Below are 16,752 nucleotides of genomic sequence, written 5' to 3'. Positions count from 1 at the left end.
CCGGTCCCTGGTTCCGCTGTTCGCCACGACGGCTGGCGGGACACCGTAGGCTGTGCCGTGTGAGCCAGCCGATCCTGATGACCGTCGACGACGACCCCGCCGTTTCGCGGTCGGTGGCGCGTGACCTGCGCCGCCGCTACGGCAAGGACTACCGCGTCATCCGTGCCGACTCGGGTGCCGACGCACTCGACGCGCTTCGCGAGATCAAGCTGCGCGGCGACGCCGTCGCGGCGATTCTCGCCGACTACCGCATGCCGCACATGGACGGCATCGTCTTCTTGGAGAAGGCGATGGATCTCTTCCCCAACGCCCGGCGCGCGCTGCTGACGGCCTACGCCGACACCGACGCCGCGATCCAGGCGATCAACGTGGTCGACGTCGACCACTACCTGCTCAAGCCCTGGGATCCGCCGGAGGAGAAGCTGTACCCGGTCATCGACTCTCTCGTCGAGACCTGGCTCGCGGTCGGCGACCGTCCGGTGGAAGAGACGAAACTGATCGGGCACCGGTACTCGGCGCCATCGTTCCGGATGCGCGACTTCCTCGCCCGCAACGCCGTCCCGTACCGCTGGTACTCGGTCGACGACGAGGAAGGCGGTCGCATCCTCCAAGCCGCTGGCGCGTGCGAGACCGACATCCCGGTCGTCGTGACACCCGACGGCACGGTGCTGAAGCAGCCATCGGGCAGCGAGATCGCCGATGCGGTGGGCCTTTCCACGAAGCCAGCGCAGGACTTTTACGACCTGGTGGTGATCGGCGGCGGTCCGGCCGGACTCGGTGCCGCGGTATACGGCGCCTCCGAGGGCCTGCGGACCGTGCTGGTCGAGCGCAAGGCCACCGGCGGCCAGGCCGGAACCAGCTCGCGGATCGAGAACTACCTCGGTTTCCCGGACGGAGTGTCCGGCGCGCAGTTGACGGATCGAGCCCGCCGCCAGGCGCAGAAATTTGGCGCCGAAGTGCTCACGGCACGCGATGTCGTGGGCCTGGAAGCACGCGGATCGAGCCGCGTCGTGACCTTCGGCGACGGATCCGAGATCGCCGCGCACGCCGTGATCCTCTCCAGCGGCGTCAACTACCGAGCGCTGGAAGCCGAGGGAATCGCGGAGCTGACCGGACGGGGCGTCTACTACGGCTCCGCGGCGACGGAAGCGCCCGAGTGCTCGAACGACCACGTGTACATCGTCGGCGGCGCGAATTCGGCGGGGCAAGCGGCGGTGTTCTTCTCCCAGCACGCCACCGATGTGACGCTGCTGGTGCGCGGCGCGTCGCTGGAGTCGTCGATGTCGCACTACCTCATCGAGCAGATCGCTGCCATCGAGAACGTCCACGTCCGCACGCACACCACAGTGGTCAAAGCCCATGGGGACGATCACCTCGAGGCCATCACGATCTGCAAAGACGGCATGACCGAAAAGCTGGACACGGAACACCTCTTCATCTTCATCGGAGCCGCTCCGCGCACGGAGTGGCTGGGCAAGAGCGTTCTCCGGGACGCCCACGGATTCGTCCGGACCGGCCCGGATCTGGTGGAAGACGGACGCCGGCCGCCGGGATGGACGCTGGACCGCGATCCGCATTACCTGGAGTCGTCCGTACCCGGCGTGTTCGTGGCCGGAGACGTTCGCTCGCAGTCGGTGAAACGCGTGGCGTCCGCCGTCGGCGAGGGCGCCATGGCAGTGACCCTGGTCCACCGTTACCTGGAGGAACAGTGACTCAGCCCGCCTTGCCGCGTGAGGAACTCCGCGGCCTGTTCTTGTTCGAACATCTCTCCGACGCGCAGCTCGACTGGATCGAGCAGAACGCGGTGCGAGAGGAGTTCAAAGCGGACTCCGTGGTGATCCGCGAGGGCGACCCGGCCACGTGCTTTTACGTCCTCCTCAACGGCGCTTTGCGGATGACCCGCGTGGTGGCCGGCGCCGAGGTCGAGATGAAGCGGTCCGATCAGCGAGGTTCCTATTGCGGCGCAACGCAATTCCTGGCGTACCAGGACAGCGAAGCCACCTACAGCGCGACGATCTACGCCGTCAGCGACCTGACCTTCCTCACTCTTCCTGCCGCGGAGTTCGCCGTCGAGTTCCGGCAGTGGTTCCCGATGGCGGCGCACCTGCTGGAGGGGATGTATCTCGGCTGGCGCAACACCGACGCGCTGGTGTCGTCGCGCCGCAGGCTCGTCGCCCTCGGCGAGTTGTCCGCCGGGCTCATGCACGAACTCAACAACCCCGCGGCGGCCGCGGTGCGGGCCACTGCCGCATTGCGGGAGCGAGTCGCCGGGATGCGGCACAAGCTGGCGATCCTGGCGAAGAAAGACATCGACCCGGACTTGCTCGAGCTGCTGCTCGATGTGCAGGAACGCTTGGTGAAACAGGTCGGAGACGCGCCCAAGCTCTCCGCGATGCAGCAAGCCGACCGCGAGGACGAGATCGGCGACTGGTTCGACGGACACGGCATCGACCAGGGCTGGGACCTCGCCAGCATTTTCGTCGCCGCCGGACTTACCCCGGCAAACCTCGACCACGTCCTGGAGTCGGTGGGCGAAGGACTGCTCGACGGCGCGATCCGCTGGCTCGCGTACGCGCTCGAAACCGAGATGCTGATGGGCGAGATCGAAGACTCGACCAGCCGGGTTTCCACGCTCGTGGGCGCGGCGAAGCGTTACTCGCAAATGGACCGCGCCCCGCATCAGTTCATTGACGTCCACGAAGGACTCAACTCCACGCTGGTGATGATGTCGGGCAAGCTCGGCGAGGGAATCCGGGTGGTCAAGGAGTACGACTGCTCGATCGACCGGGTTCCTGCCTACGCCGCCGAGCTGAACCAGGTGTGGACCAACATCATCGACAACGCCATCGCAGCCATGGGCGGCGAGGGAACGCTGACCCTGCGCACGTGGCAGGTCGGCAAGCAGGTGCGCGTCGAGATCGGCGACACCGGGCCGGGAATCCCGGAAGAGGTGCGCCAGCGCATCTTCGAGCCGTTCTTCACCACCAAGGGCGTGGGCGAAGGCACCGGCCTCGGACTGGACATCTCGTGGCGCATCGTGGTGGAACGGCACTCGGGCGGCATCAAAGTGACGTCGGAACCGGGCGACACGCGGTTCGAGGTGTGCCTTCCGGTGGAGGAGCAAGCGTCGCTCTGACCGAGCGCCTGCCTGCGGAGGATCGGCCTGGGGCCGGGATCTTCGGGTTAGTCGGAGCGGTTCTGCGGCGGTTGTCATCGGCGGTATCCCCTCGGAGCGAATTGACGGCTCGATTCCGAGGCTAGCCGACCGCACCGACAGGATTTTCGGGCGTTTTCGAGTTTCCCTTGTGTGCCAACGGTTTTCGAACTATCCCCGATCGAGTGATGCTTGCGAACGGATGTTCGAGCACTCTGGAGCACGGCAGCACGCATCCATTCCTCGGGCTCAGAAGGGGCCCAGTGGGCGCCGCCGCCGGTTCAGGGGAGGGACCGTGATCCGAATCCGGGAAGTGTCAGTGTCATTGCCGCTGTCGTCAGCCAGGTCAGCAGGTCCGGCAACGGGATCCGGGCTAGCCGTCCAGGCCATTCGTCGGCTGCGATCGTCAGCGCGAGCTTGTCTTCGCCCGGCCGGATTCCGGTCAGGCGCAACCCTTTCGGCAGATCCGGGAGGGGAAGCACGATCGGCCGGATCCGCTTCGGCGGACGCCTCGTCCACCGTCCGAGGTGGAGCGCGGCCGGGGTCAGCACTATCGCTTCGTCTTCGATGTCTGCGACGAGGGTCAAGTGTCCCCAGTGCGGACGCTTCCGCCAGTGCACCCGGAACCCTTCCGGATGCGGCGTCGCGATCAGGTCCGGACGCGCCGCGGCGACCCGATCCCGCACCACAGTCCCGCTCACTTCTATCTCGAGTTCGACAGATCCGGGAATCACCGCTGGCGACGGCAGTCCTCGAAGCCGCACGTCCTTGGCGAGCACGGTTACGCGCCGCAACGGAATGCGGTCGACGTCTGGCTGAGCAGGCGGTCCGACAGGTAGTCGGGTTGTCGAGCCGGCTTCGCGACCGGTGCACGCCCGTCGGGAGTCTCGGCGATCAGTCGCTCGTTCGGATTCGCACGGCTCCGCGTTTGTTGCGCCAGATCCCGACGTGGGGTTCCATGCTGCGGCACCTGGTGTGGCTTCCGCGATTCGGCGATCACGTTGCGCCTGACCAGAATCCGACGATGCCGTGCTCTCTTGTGGACCGGACGGCGCGCCAGTTCGGTCGTCGGCGGACGGCGCGACGCGATCAGGCGGAAGGTCGCCCGTTGTGCGCGTTTCGTCGGCAAGAGACAGAGTGCCTGTCCCGGCAGGCATGCCTGATGCGCCCGCGGTGGTCGGGTCCTTCGTTTCGCCACGCACGTTCGACGCTGCTGCGACCGCTCCAGTTCGAGACGACCGGGCGGTGCCGGCAAGGGTGCCAGCGCCGTGCTCACCGAGGGCCGCCGAGCTCTTCGGAACAGGCCAGTCGACGTCTTCCGCGACAATCCGGACGTCTCCGACCCGACCAGTGGCCAGGCGAAGCGAGTCCGCCGGGTAGTCGAGCTCGGTCAGGGTGAGGCCAACCTCGTGGCCTTGCACCGTGGTCGTGAGGCGACGGCCCACTAGCTGCTCGGTGACGGTTCGGGCGAGCGCGGCCGGGGTCGCGGGCACTGCGGGCAGCAGTGCCCGGCCCGCGGCGGCCAGGCCCGACAGCTCGGGCCAAGGCACCCAGGCATCGAACCATCGGCCTTCGCTCATCCGGCCATCGTATGGCTGCCCCACGCAGACCGCTCTTCGCTGTGGCATGGACCGCGTAACGGACCGGAAGGGGACGACCACGCAAGCCTGCCGAACAACAGGCGAGGCGGCAGGTGCCGCGATCCCGGTGTTTCTGGTCACCACCGGCCAGGACCTTGGGCTACGAGGCACTTGGCGTCGCGTCTGGACCTCGGCCGGGAGGGCAGCGAACTAGGCTTGGCGAATGTCTGAACACGACCAGGAGCCGGATGGCATCGAGACGGTCGAGGACCGCGTCTACCGGCGAGAAGACTGGTACGCGGAGGAGTTCATCGCGCGTCGGTTCGTGCGGTGCGAGTTCCACCAGGTCGACCTCACCGAGTCGGTCACGCGCGGTGTCTCCTTCGTGGACTGTGTGTTCGGAAACGTCCAGTTCAACGCTTCCCGGCACACCGACTCGGCGTTTACCGGTTGCGCGTTCAAGGGGTGCAACCTGTTCGACGCCGAGTTCACCGGGTGCAAGCTGGTCGGCAGCCGATTCCAGGACTGCGACCTGCGTCCGCTGCGCGTGGTCGGTGGAGACTGGTCTTTCGTCGGCTTGAACGGCGCCGACCTGCGTGGAGTCACGTTCCAAGCGGTCCGGATGCGGGAAGCGGACCTCGCCAAAGCGAAGTGTTCGGAAGCGGTATTCACCGACGTGGACCTGTCCGGGGCTGAGCTGCAGGACATCGACCTCACGCGCGCCGAGCTTCGAGGCAGCGATCTGTCGTCCCTCGACGTGACTCGTGCGTCGCTGACCGGCGCGATCGTGTCCCTGGAGCAGGCGGCGGTGCTCGTCACGTCGCTCGGGCTGCAGGTGCGCGGGTAGTCTCGCGTCGGAGACACTGAGCTGTCGAGGACGTCCGGAGGGAGCGCGATGGGAGTCGTCACGCCAGGCTTCACCGGACGCGCTCGAGGTGCCAACCCGCGGTTGCCGCCAGGGCAGTATCTCGCCGAAGACTTCCCGGTGCTCTCGGCCGGGCCGACCCCACGCGTCAGCACCGAGCGGTGGGAATTCGCGGTAGTGACCGAGCGCGGCGAACGTCGCACCTGGTCGTGGCCGCAACTGATGGCGTTGCCGAGCGAGAAGATCACGGTCGACATCCATTGCGTCACCCAATGGTCCAAACTGGACACTCACTGGCGTGGTGTCCCGGTGGACGCGCTCGTAGGTGATCTCGATACGGCCGCTGACTACGTCATGGCGCATTCCTACGGCGGCTACACCACGAACCTTCCGCTCGCGGACCTCCTCGACGGACAGGCCTGGATCGCCTACGAGTACGGCGGCAAGCCGCTCACGCCGGAACACGGCGGCCCAGCCCGGCTGCTGGTGCCGCACCTGTACCTCTGGAAGTCCGCGAAGTGGGTGCGCGAGCTGCGGCTCAGCACGAAGGACGATCCGGGCTTCTGGGAAGCGGCCGGCTACCACGACTACGGAGACCCATGGCGGGAACAGCGGTATCAGGGCGACTAGCGTGGCGCGTAGCCCGGCTCGCCGAGATCCGGCAGGAGACACCGACCGCGCGCACCCTGGTCTTCGACATTCCGGGGTGGTCGGGCCATCTCGCGGGACAGCATGTTGACGTTCGCCTCACCGCAGCCGACGGCTACACGGCACAACGCAGCTACTCGCTCGCCGCACCGGCGAATGGAGACCGAATCGAGCTGACCGTGCAACGGGTAGCCGACGGCGAAGTGTCAGAACACCTCACCGGCCCCTACGCGATCGGTGACCCGGTCGAAATCCGCGGCCCGATCGGCGGCTGGTTCGTGTGGCACCCCACCGATTCGGCACCAGTGCTGCTAGTCGCCGGCGGCGCGGGCATCGTCCCGCTCATGGCGATGATTCGAGCTCGTCGCGAAGCAGGCAGCAAAGCATTGTTCCGGCTGGTCTACTCGCTGCGCACTCCAGCGGAGCTGTACTACGCCGAGGAACTTCGCCGACCTTACGCAGGATTGGACATCACTTACGTCTACACCCGCGAACTCCCGGAAGGTCGCTCCGGGATTCCGCGGCGCATCGACGTCGCCACGCTGAACACCGCCGCGTGGCCGGTGGAGTTCGGTGCGACCACCTACATCTGCGGGCCGACCGGGTTCGTCGAGACAGCCGCGGACATCATGCTCGCGCTGGGTCACTCGCCGCAGTCGATCCGGACTGAGCGTTTCGGCCCCAGCCGGGACTGAGGCCGTTCACGAGTCACTGCGCAGTCGGTTTGGCGAGGAGTTCGCGCAGGGTCGCGAGCAACTCGCGACGGTCTGCGGCACCGAGTTTGCCGCGGATGCGGGCCATGTGGTGTTCGACAGTCTTGCCGGAAATGAACAGCTTGCTTCCGGCTTGTTTGTAAGTCAGGCCGTCGACCACCAGACGCGCGACCTCGAGCTCGCGTTCGCTGAGCGCGCTCAAGCCGGTCGCCGCTCCTGGTGTCGGTGCGGCTGACTCGAGGCGTCCGGTCGTGCCTTGGAACTGCCGAGCCGCTTCGAGGAGCTGGACCATCGCTTTGCGATCAGAGGTGCGGATCGCGGCTTGGCCGGCCAGCCGGGCAGCGTCCCAGCACAGGTCCAGTTCGTGAAGTTCCGCGGCTGCTGCGGAGATCTCGCCGGGATCGAACGCGCCGCCGAGCACCGCGAGCCAGCATCCAGCGGCACGAGCGAGCGCGGCCGGATAGCGGCCGCAACCGGCGAAGCGGTTCAGCGCTGCCAGTTGCTGTTCGGCGGTGGCACGGTCTTCTGTGGTGATCGCGGCGTGCAGCTCGTGCCAGCACAGCGAGACCGTCCACAAAGGAGGATTGCCGAGCCGGTCGAGCATGGCGTGCGCACCTTCGAGCCGCGGGGACAGTTTGGCGTGCGCGCCGGTGCGAGCGGCTGCGATTGCCAGCTCGCCCAATGGAAGCAGCGTGAACAAGTCCACTTGTTGACGCATGGACGCTTGATACGCCCGCTCCCACGACTGTTGCAGCCCGACCAGGTCGCTAGCTCGCCGGGCGAGGCCGAGTTCCAGCGTCGCGAAGAAGAGTTCGTCGCGCGCTTCAAGTTTGGTGCCGGCGACAGCGTCCCGGTGTTCGGTCGCGGCGGCGAGATGGCCGCCGGTCATCGCGACCCAGCCGAGCAACAGCCGATGTCGGGTCGCAAGCAGGTCGCCGCCGATGCCGCTGGCTAATGCGCGTTCCAGCACCGATTCCGCGAGTGCGAGTTCACCTGCGTGGAGACCGGCGAGCGCGGCGAGCGCAGCCGGACTGTCCGGAAGCGGCGCACCGCCGACCGCTGGTTCGAGCATTGCTGCCGCACCGACGAGCGTTGGCAATGCTTCAGTTCCGCAGCCGAGCACCGATTCCACGATCCCGTTCGCTGTTCGTGCGGCGGCACCGGCGAACAACGTCGGCGCGACTGCGGGCATCGGGACGTTGGCGACAGTTTGCTGATCGGCGGCTTGGCCGGTTCCGACGAGAGCGATCGTGGCGAACGCATCCACCGCGCCGGGGCCGACCCAGCGATAGCTTTCGCCAGTTGGCTGGGGCGGCGTCGAGAACGAGGGAGCACCCCCGGGAACGGAGGCGGCCGGTGCCGCGGAAACGGGATCGGCGGGAGTTCCGGCGCTGTTCGCCTGGTCGGAGAGTGCGGACCCTTGCGAACTTGCCGAGTTGGCCGTCGGGTGGCCCGTTGCCGCAGTAGCGGGGTTTTTGTCGCCTGGCTGGGCGGAGTCATGGCCTCCAGCATTGGCTGGCGGAGTGGCGGCATGTTGACGAGACCAGCTGTCCGTGGCGGCGGCCCAGCGGTACAGCTCCGCAGTGCGCGCCAGTTCACCACGGTGGGCCAGGACTGTCGCGGCGATCTCGGCACCGGCGGCACGCGCTTCGGGGTCTTCGCCGGACAGCATGCCGTCGCCGAGGCGGAGTGCGGTGTCCAAGTCTCCGGACAGAGCGGCGGCGCGGGCCCAGCCGGTAGTGGTCGCGGCGTCGCGGGCACCGGCGTCGGCTGCGGCTTCAAAGAGTCGTGCGGCGTGTTTTGGGTCGGTCGGGAGTGCTTCGCTCGCCGCAGTCGCGAACGCGGCCGCGGCGGACGCGCCGGAGCTGCCGGCGTCGAGCAGGGAGGTCGCGAGGTCGAGTACGGGAAGTCCCCGGGTCAGCTGCGCCTCCACGAGTTGCTGCAGCACCGCCAAGCGACGGGCGGGCGGGCCGTAAGCGCGCACCGCTTCGGCGGCAGCCGGGAGGAGGTTGTCTTCGGCGTCGAGGAGGCCCGTCGCGCGGGCTCCGTCGACGACTTCGGGGAGTTCGTCCGGTGTGCGCTCCAACAACGAACACAGCAGGTCGAGGTTGCGGGCAGCACCGGCCTCGGCGGCGATGAGGTAGCGGAGAACGTCATCGTCCAGCGCGGCCAACTCAGCGCGGAAGTCAGCGAGGCGGGCAGTGACGACTCGCTCAACGAGGCGGGGGACACCGCCGGTGCTGGCGTGCAGGGCGGAGGCATCTGCGGTGCGGCCGGTGAGCCGTTTCGCGAGCTTGCCGACTTCGTCAACGGTCAGCGGCGGCAGCAGCAGCGTTTCGCCGAGCGTCCGCAACGCTTGCGCGCGAGGGTTTGGACGATGTGCCACCACGAGCGGTCCCTCTTTGGCGGCCGCGAGCATGGTGAGCCTGGTGAGGTCTTCGTCGTCGAGCTGGTCGGCGTCGTCGACGACGGTGGCCTCGACGCCCGCTTCCCGGTAGCTGCGGTCGAGGGCGCCCAGCAAGGCAGTCTTGCCGTAACCGCCCGGTGCGACGACCACGAGCCGGACTGGGGCGGCGGGGGCGTCGGCGAGTTCTTCGAGGAGGCGGCGGGCTGCGGGGTGGACGGCGTCGGTGCCGGTTTTCGCCAGCAGTGCGTTCAACAGTGACCTTCACCGGAGGGAGCTGTGGCTGGGTGGGCGCACGAGCTCAGGACAGGGGGACGGGGAGAAACGGGTTCCTTGTCGGCGGTCGCTTCGTGTGACGTGAGGACCGCGATCAAGATCGAGGAGCTGATCGCCAGCACTGCCGCCGCGGCGGCGAGCGGTCGCCATCGACGCAACAGTTTGGCAGCGCCCTCGGGTTCCGGCAGCGTGAATGGAGTGATCTCCACCGGCGGCCGCTCGGGTCTCTCGGGAAGTTCGGGTTCGCGGTCGACCCGTGGCAGCAAGGTGGTTTCGGGCGCGGGGGCTTCGCGTCGCGCGAGAGGCCGCGCCCGTTGACTGGCGAGGACCCCGGCGCCGAGCGCGGCCGTGTGCGCAGGCTGCGGGCCGCTGAAGAACGGGCAGGGCAGTCGTCCGGGACGAGCGCCCGGGCCGGGTTCGCCGCAGAACACGATGCCGGCCAGCGACTCGGGGGCGACGTTGGCCACCTGCGCCAGGCCGAACGCGGTCGTGATCGCGGCCCCCGGTGCGACGCCTTCAGTGCTGTTCCGGCTGATCCAGCCGCTGGCTCCCGAGGCGGTCGCCAAGGTGACGGTGACCCCGCCCGGACCGAACTCGCACACCGCAGCCGTCCGGTCGCCCGCGCCGGGCTCCGGGAGGTGGGCATAGAGAGCGGCGACCGCGCTCGGAACGAGGGTGACCGCGGTGAAACCGGACTCCGCCAGCGATTGGCGCAGCAGGTCCCGTCGGTAACCGCCCCAGTCACCAGGATGGGTGATGACGAGTTGACGCGGTGGTCCACCGGCCTGGCTGGCTGCGACGTCGACGATGCCTTCGATGAACACGGTCGTCAGGGATTCCGGGGTGAACGGCTCGCTGCCGATGAACACCGGCACCTCGTCGCCGATGCGGCGGTGGAAACCGGTCACTAGCCGGGACGGCGCGGCGGCACCGGCCTGCGCCGCCGCGTCGCCGGTGAGCAGGTAGCCCTCGTCGTCGAGGAAGAGTGCGGTCGCGGTCGCCGGCGAGGTCTCGCCCAGCCACAACGGCTCGGGATCGTCCCACCGGTCACCTTGCCTGCGGCGGAGCGCGGCGTGGGTCCGGGCAGCGCCGAGGTCGATGCCGAGCACGTAGGGCACCGCCGCTTCCTCCCTTCGTCGCAGTCAGGGTTCGGCCAAGGGGCGTACTTACTGAACGGATACGCATCCTCACCCGTTCGGGTCAGACGGGCAAGAGTGGGGTGGGATTTAACCCAACCGGGTTCCGCGTGTCCGATCCCCTAACTCCCTAACGATCTCATATCGACCCCCTAACGGCTGAGCGAGGCGCGACTGGGTGTAAACCCCGATGTGAGCGGGGGTGCCCCGTCCCTACGTTGGGCGCCACGCCCGGCCGGGGAGGGTCGGGCATTTCCCCGTAATCACTACAAGTGGAGATCCCCCCATGGATTCGGTGCAGACTCTGCACGACTTCACGCTCACCTTGCTCCAAGACCCGTCCGCGCTCGCCGCTTTCGGCCAGGACCCGCAGGCCGCGCTGGCCGCTGCTGGGCTGGGCGACATCAGCGCCGCCGACGTGAACGAGGTCGCGCCGCTGGTGCTCGACTACGTGCCAGTGGACCACCTGGCCTCCCTCGGCCAGCTGCCCCAGGCGGGCGACCTGACCACCGCGCTCGGCGACGGCCCGCAGGGCGCGATCGAGCAGCTGCAGGCGCTCACCGCTTCGCTCGGCGCCTCGGGCGGCAGCGCCTCGGCCAGCGGCGAGGCCGCTGGCGGTGCGGAGGCGTCCGCGGGTGGCCCGTCGCTTCCGGGGCTCGGCGAGCTGCCGGCGGTGCCGGGCGTGGGCGAGCTGCCGGGTCTTGGCGAGCTGCCGGGCGCGGGTGCGGTCCCGGGCGTCGGCGACCTGCCCGTCGTCGGCGAGGTGGCTGGCACTTCGCCGCTGCCCGCAGGCGCACTCCCGAGCCTTGGCGACCTTCCGGCGGTTCCGGGTCTCGGCGAGCTGCCGGGTGCCGGCCAGCTGCCGGGCCTTGGCGAGCTGCCGGGCGCCGGTGCTCTTCCGGGCGTCGGTTCGCTGCCTGGTGTCGGCGACGTCGCCAGCGCGGTTCCGGCGCTTCCGTCCGCCGGTGAGCTGCCGTCGGTGCCGGGGCTCCCCGCCGCGCCGGGTCTCGGCGACGTGCAGAACGCCGCCGCGTCGGTCACCGCCCTCGCGCAGAACCCGACCAGTGCGCTCGGCCTGGGCAACGACCTGGCCCGCGGTCTGGACTCCAACGCTGTCGCGCAGGCGAGCGGCCAGGCGGCCACCGCGGCAGACGGCGCCGTCTCGCAGGTGCAGCACGTCGGCGGCGAGCTGGCGGCGGCTTCGCCGGTCAACGTCAGCGACCTGCCGGTCGCGAACTCCGCCGCGCAGGTCGCCGACCACGCGACCGAGGCCGGCGGCGGGATCGCCGGGCACGTCAGCGACACGGTCGGGACTGTCACCGAGAACGTCGGCAGCCTGAGCAACACGCTCAGCGCCAACGGGCTGAACCACGCTGTGAACGGTGTCACCCAGCAGGCGCACTCGCTCATGTCGCACGGCGACTCCGAGCGTTCCGACGCGGTCCACGAGACGCACACCGGGACCGACGCTGGCGTCGGCATGGTGCACGACACCGTCTCGACGGTTTCCGACCTCGGGCACCAGGGCCTCGGCCTCGACCTGCACGCCGGCGCGGAGTCCCCGCACGGCGGCGGTGAGCTGCACATTTCCCTCTGAGCGAGGGTAATTCGGGAGTGGCTCCGCGGTCTGGGTGCGACCGCGGAGCCACCACCCGGTTCGGATACTCCCCGTACACGGGGGACACTGGTTCGCCGTGACGGCTCCAGCTTGGCTCGAAGTGCTCGCCGAGACCGCGGATGCCTGCCGGACGCACGGCCGCGAAGACCTGGCGCAACGCCTTCGCCGGCGTCAGGACCGGCCGCCGGGGGGCACGCGGGTCGCCGTGCTCGGATTTCCCAAGCAAGGCAAGGGCTACCTGGTCAACGCGGTGCTCAACGCGCCGGTCTGCCCGGTCGGCGACGCGGCGACGCCCGCGGTGCCGATCGAAGTCGGGTACGCGGCCGAACCCGGCGCGACCCTCGTCGGACGCGCCGACGAACGCGTCCCGGTCGAGATCGAGAAGCTGACCGGCGAGGTCGGTGCCCGGCCTGCCGGGTCGCTGCGGCGGGTCGAGGTCGGGGTCCCGCGCGACTTGCTGTCCGCGGGCTTGGTGCTCATCGACACCCCGGCGATCGGTGATCCGAGGTCGCCGCGCACCGCCGCCGCGCTGGACGTTCTCGCGGACGCCGACGCGGTCATACTCGTTTCCGACGCGGCCGCTCCACTGGATCAGGCCGAGCTCGCGTTGGCGCATCACATCCGGACCTGGTGCCCGCACGTGGTCGTCGCACTGACCAAGATCGACGTCAGCCCCGGATGGCGCACGGTTGCCGAACAGAACCGCACCGCGCTGTCCGCGGCCGGGATCGATTCGCCGGTGCTGCCGGTGTCCGCGACGGTTCGTTTCGCCGCGGCCAAGGACGGTGACCAAGACCTCAACGCGCGCTCCGGGTTCCCGGAGCTGCTCTCCTGGATCGCGACGCAGGTTTCCCGGCCCGCGGAGAGCACGGCAGCGCTGCTCGCCGCGGTGAGTGTGCGCGCGGCGGCGGCCGAGTTGGTCCAGACATTGCGGGCACGCGCCGAAGCTGCGGGGCAGGAGGCAGGCGTCGACCAGGCGACGTTGCTGCAGCGCTCCCAACGTCGCGCCGAGGAGCTGCGGCGGCGCAACAGCCGGTGGCAGAACCTGCTGGCGGACGAGATCGCCGACCTGCAGTCCGACGCGGAGTACGACCTGCGCGAACGCACGCGGAAGATCGTCGAGACGATCGACGAGACCTTCGACCGCGGGGACCCGGTCAAGGTGTGGGACGAGTTCGGGCCGTGGCTGGACAGCACGCTCGCGGAAGCGGTCGAGACGACCTACACGTTCGCGGCCGAGCGCGCGGAGTGGATCGCGCAGGCGGTGGCGGTGAGCTTCGGCGCGCAGTACGACCTGCCGGAACTGGCCTTGACCGACTCCGGTGCGGACCGGATCGCGGAGGTGCGGCAACCGCGGATCGAACGGTTCAAGATCGGGCAGAAGGCGTTCACCGGGTTGCGCGGTTCGTACGGCGGCGTGCTGATGTTCGGCCTGGTGACCGGGTTGGCGGGCTTGCCGTTGATCAACCCGGTGTCGATCGGCGCCGGCGTCGCGTTCGCGGCGAAGACGATCAGCGACGAGGGCGGCATGCGGCTGCAACGTCGCCAGGCGGTGGCCAAGATGACCGCGCAACGGCACGTCGACGACGTGTTCCTGCGGTTCAGCAAGGAATGCCGCGACGCGATCCGCCACGTGCACCGGCGGTTGCGGGACCACTTCACCGAGCTTGCCGACAGTCTTGCCGACGAGCTGACCCGGGAACGCGAGATGATCATCGCCGGGTCGGCCGAGCGGGAGCGGCGCGGTGCGGCGCTGCGGCGGGAGATCGACCGGCTCGCGGGATTGCACAAACGGGCTGGCGAGCTGGGGATGCTGGCCAACCGCGCACCCAAGGAGCTGTCTGCGTGACTCCGGCGCGGCGGGCTTCGGTTTTGGCGACTGTCTGCGGCTGAGCGGTTTCCGCATCGTGGGAGCGAGTTGGTCTTGGTGCGTTGACGTTTCGGCGAGCTGAGACGGGCTTGCTTGGTCCCGATGCAGTGGGGCTGATCGATGAGTTCGGCGGGGTGACCTGCTCCGGGCGCGGGAGCTGAGTCGGGAGGTGGTGCTGCGTGTTGGAACGTGTGGCAGTCGGGGAGATGCCGTTCTTGGGCAGTTGAGGGTGGTTCGTCGGTTGAGCTGGTGATCGCGGACTCGGGCATTCGGTGAGCGCGGTGGTGCCGGGTAGTCGAGGATGTTCGGGGCTGTGCCGGGTGAGTCGAGTGAGGAGTGGTGTCGCGCGTGGTAGAGGACGTTCGGGCGCTTCTGGTGGATGCTTGTGCGTACTACCGCGACAGTCCGAGGGCTTCGGCGTTGCTCGGCGAAGCCCTTGACCATCTCGACGAGCCGCTTCGAGTGAGCATCGGGGGAGCCGCGGGGACGGGGAAGTCCACCTTGGCTGCCGCGTTGGGGGATTGGCCGACGCGTGCGTTGCGCGATCTGGAGTTTCTCGACGCGCCGCATCCGTCGACGCTCACTGATGCGTCTGTACAGCTGCTACGTCACCTTGAGCCCGACCAGTTGGCAACGCTACGTCCGGCAACACCTTCAGCGTTCGCGCGGCAGACGGCTGTCGACACGATCCTTGTGCTCGCGCGCGCGGACGAGACCGGCGCGGGGCGGATTGACGCACTGCTTAGCGCGAAGCAAATTGCTCGGCGGGCGTGGCGCGAAGATCCGCTGTGCAGCGGATTTCAAGGCGTGATCGCGGTTGCGGCGCAGCTTGCGTACGGGGCGCGCGCGTTCACCGATGATGAGTTCGAGCTTCTCGCGGCTTTCGCGGCGGTGCCTCGCGAGGAGTTGGAGCGGTATCTGCTTTCGGTGGATACCTTTACTGATCCGGCGTTTCCGGGACCCGTGTCGGTCGAGACGCGACGGTCGTTGGTGGTGCGCTTCGGGCTGTACGGGGTGAAGCTCGCGCTGACGCTGATCCGTACGGGTTGTGACGACCGAGTGAAGCTGTCGGCGGAACTCGTACGGCGTAGCGGCCTAGGCGAGCTTCGCGACACGATCGCGGGTTGTTTCGCTGCGCGTGCGGACGCGTTGCGCGCGCGGACGGCGTTGATCCGGCTGGAGACCGTGTTGAACGCGGAGCCGCGACCGCACAGTGATCGGCTTGCGGCGCGGGTTGAGCGGTTTTCGGCTAGTGCGCACGACTTCCGCGAGTTGCGACTGATCGCGGACATTCGTGGCGGGCGCACGGCGTTGGCGGGGGAGTCGGCGGAGGAGGCCGTGCGGTTGCTCGGCGCGGAGGGGACGGCGTCGGAGGAGCGGCTCGGACTCGCGGAGGGCACCGATCCGCGCGAGATGTACGAAGCCGGGCTGGACGCGGTGATGCGCTGGCGGCACGAGGCGGAACGGCCGGACCGCACGGTGGCGGAGCGGGCTGCGGCGCAGGTCGTGGTGCGCAGTGCGGAAGGGTTGCTGGCGCAGTTCGTGTGACCGGGCAGTCGTCCTGGGCGATTGCCCGGGACTCGTGGTTGCGCGGTGGGACTGCTGAGCTTGGTGCCCGTGCGGGCGGTTGGCCAAGGCGATTGGCTGGGGTCGCAACTCAGGGGGACAAGCTCGTCCGGGCGATCGAGCGGGTTTCTGCAGGAGCCGCTGATCAGGGCAGATGCACAGGGCGGACGTACAGGGCGATCGTCCGGGACGCTTGGCCGAGACAACTGATCGGGACAGCCGGACGGGGCAGGCGGCCGGGGCGATCGACCAGGGCAGCCGCCCGAGGGGAACGGCCGAGGTCTTGGCGACTCATGCATTCCGGGCGATCGTCCGGGGCGGATGGCCGAGGCAACTGAACAGGACGTCTGCGCAGGGCGACCGATCAGGGCGACTGACCCAGGCAGTTGGCCAGGGCGTCGAGCAAGACGACTGACCGGGGCGATTCACCAGGGCGACTGACCAGGGCGACTGCCCAGGGCGATCGACCAGACCGCGGAAGCTCAGGCGTTGCCCAGCACCCGTCCGATGGTGAGTTCCAAGACGACTCGCTGCGGGTTCTCGCGCGGTTTCCGGTACCGCTGGGCGTAGCGGTCCTCGGCGTCGCGGACTGAAGCGGCGTCGTCGAGGAGGCGGATCCGTCCTTCCAATGTGGACCAGGTGCGGCCCTCGAACTGGCACACCGCGGCGGCCAGTCCGACATCGCCGGCGGCGCGGATGAGGCGGGCCTTGTAGGAGGTCCCGGAGGCGATCACGCGGGCGATGCCTTGTTCGAAGTCGACCGTCACGCCTACCGCGACCACGTGCGGCGATCCGTTGGGGCGCACCGTCGTGAGCGACGCGAGCCGCCGTTCGGTCCAGAACTGGCGGAAGCTCTCGTCGACTGTCATGTCCGCACGCTAGACGAGACAAAATTTCAACTGCTTGTTGACCTATTAAACAA

12 protein-coding genes are annotated in these 16,752 nt (G+C 68.8%); 8 read left to right on the top strand and 4 right to left on the bottom strand.

Features of this window, described 5'->3' with window-relative positions; all coding sequences use genetic code 11:
- Window positions 1-59 precede the first annotated feature (59 nt).
- Complete coding sequence (locus tag L942_RS31395; RefSeq protein WP_037367341.1) at window positions 60-1,712, top strand: FAD-dependent oxidoreductase; 1,653 nt, start codon at window positions 60-62, stop codon at window positions 1,710-1,712.
- Window positions 1,709-3,136, top strand: coding sequence for an ATP-binding protein (locus L942_RS31390; RefSeq protein ID WP_037367340.1), 1,428 nt, complete (start codon window positions 1,709-1,711; stop codon window positions 3,134-3,136). The genes L942_RS31395 and L942_RS31390 overlap by 4 nt, the downstream gene beginning before the upstream one ends.
- Window positions 3,137-3,435: 299 nt before the next feature.
- On the opposite strand, the gene L942_RS31385 is transcribed toward L942_RS31390, so the two are convergent.
- Window positions 3,436-3,855: a DUF2993 domain-containing protein gene (locus L942_RS31385; RefSeq protein ID WP_235079521.1), complete on the bottom strand. Its 420-nt coding sequence runs from the start codon at window positions 3,853-3,855 to the stop codon at window positions 3,436-3,438.
- Window positions 3,856-4,957: 1,102 nt separating this feature from the next.
- On the opposite strand from L942_RS31385, the gene L942_RS31380 reads away from it, so the two are divergent.
- The 3 genes from L942_RS31380 to L942_RS31370 are packed head-to-tail and all read left to right on the top strand — an operon-like array spanning window position 4,958 to window position 6,942.
- Window positions 4,958-5,581 (top strand): pentapeptide repeat-containing protein, encoded by a 624-nt coding sequence (locus L942_RS31380; protein WP_037367338.1) that lies wholly within the window; start codon window positions 4,958-4,960, stop codon window positions 5,579-5,581.
- Between the two features lie 48 nt (window positions 5,582-5,629).
- Window positions 5,630-6,229 (top strand): sulfite oxidase-like oxidoreductase, encoded by a 600-nt coding sequence (locus L942_RS31375; RefSeq protein ID WP_037367337.1) that lies wholly within the window; start codon window positions 5,630-5,632, stop codon window positions 6,227-6,229.
- The gene (locus L942_RS31370; protein ID WP_037367335.1) at window positions 6,199-6,942 is read left to right on the top strand and encodes a ferredoxin reductase; all 744 of its coding nucleotides are present in this window, start codon (window positions 6,199-6,201) and stop codon (window positions 6,940-6,942) included. Before L942_RS31375 ends, L942_RS31370 begins: the two co-directional genes overlap by 31 nt.
- A 13-nt stretch (window positions 6,943-6,955) precedes the next feature.
- Here L942_RS31370 and L942_RS31365 read toward each other — a convergent pair whose 3' ends face one another.
- Together L942_RS31365 and L942_RS31360 are read right to left on the bottom strand one after the other, a co-directional pair.
- Window positions 6,956-9,619, bottom strand: a complete 2,664-nt coding sequence (locus tag L942_RS31365) for a helix-turn-helix transcriptional regulator (RefSeq protein ID WP_037367333.1) — start codon at window positions 9,617-9,619, stop codon at window positions 6,956-6,958.
- Entirely contained in the window at window positions 9,616-10,758 is a 1,143-nt protein-coding gene (locus tag L942_RS31360) for a molecular chaperone DnaK (RefSeq protein ID WP_037367331.1), read from the bottom strand. Before L942_RS31360 ends, L942_RS31365 begins: the two co-directional genes overlap by 4 nt.
- A 304-nt stretch (window positions 10,759-11,062) precedes the next feature.
- Between L942_RS31360 and L942_RS31355 the strand changes: the two genes are divergently transcribed.
- The 3 genes from L942_RS31355 to L942_RS31345 all read left to right on the top strand — a co-directional run bounded on the left by L942_RS31355 (window position 11,063) and on the right by L942_RS31345 (window position 15,812).
- Window positions 11,063-12,373, top strand: coding sequence for an IniB N-terminal domain-containing protein (locus L942_RS31355; RefSeq protein WP_037367329.1), 1,311 nt, complete (start codon window positions 11,063-11,065; stop codon window positions 12,371-12,373).
- A gap of 97 nt (window positions 12,374-12,470) precedes the next feature.
- Entirely contained in the window at window positions 12,471-14,243 is a 1,773-nt protein-coding gene (locus L942_RS31350; RefSeq protein WP_037367327.1) for a dynamin family protein, read from the top strand.
- Between the two features lie 369 nt (window positions 14,244-14,612).
- Window positions 14,613-15,812, top strand: coding sequence for a GTPase (locus tag L942_RS31345; protein WP_037367326.1), 1,200 nt, complete (start codon window positions 14,613-14,615; stop codon window positions 15,810-15,812).
- Window positions 15,813-16,312: 500 nt separating this feature from the next.
- Here L942_RS31345 and L942_RS31340 read toward each other — a convergent pair whose 3' ends face one another.
- Window positions 16,313-16,699 (bottom strand): pyridoxamine 5'-phosphate oxidase family protein, encoded by a 387-nt coding sequence (locus L942_RS31340; RefSeq protein WP_037367325.1) that lies wholly within the window; start codon window positions 16,697-16,699, stop codon window positions 16,313-16,315.
- Between the last annotated feature and the right edge of the window lie 53 nt (window positions 16,700-16,752).

It is taken from the genome of Amycolatopsis orientalis DSM 43388 (assembly GCF_000411975.1).
In the GTDB taxonomy this organism is placed as follows: domain Bacteria; phylum Actinomycetota; class Actinomycetes; order Mycobacteriales; family Pseudonocardiaceae; genus Amycolatopsis; species Amycolatopsis orientalis_D.
Note: the sequence above shows the minus strand (reverse complement) of the source record. Positions and strands in the feature narration are given on the sequence as shown.

Bases quoted from the DNA above. Each gene is read 5' to 3' on its own strand.
- L942_RS31340 (WP_037367325.1), bottom strand. From the start codon at position 16,699: ATGACAGTCGACGAGAGCTTCCGCCAGTTCTGGACCGAACGGCGGCTC.
- L942_RS31370 (WP_037367335.1), top strand. From the start codon at position 6,199: ATGGCGGGAACAGCGGTATCAGGGCGACTAGCGTGGCGCGTAGCCCGG.
- L942_RS31355 (WP_037367329.1), top strand. From the start codon at position 11,063: ATGGATTCGGTGCAGACTCTGCACGACTTCACGCTCACCTTGCTCCAA.
- L942_RS31375 (WP_037367337.1), top strand. From the start codon at position 5,630: ATGGGAGTCGTCACGCCAGGCTTCACCGGACGCGCTCGAGGTGCCAAC.
- L942_RS31380 (WP_037367338.1), top strand. From the start codon at position 4,958: ATGTCTGAACACGACCAGGAGCCGGATGGCATCGAGACGGTCGAGGAC.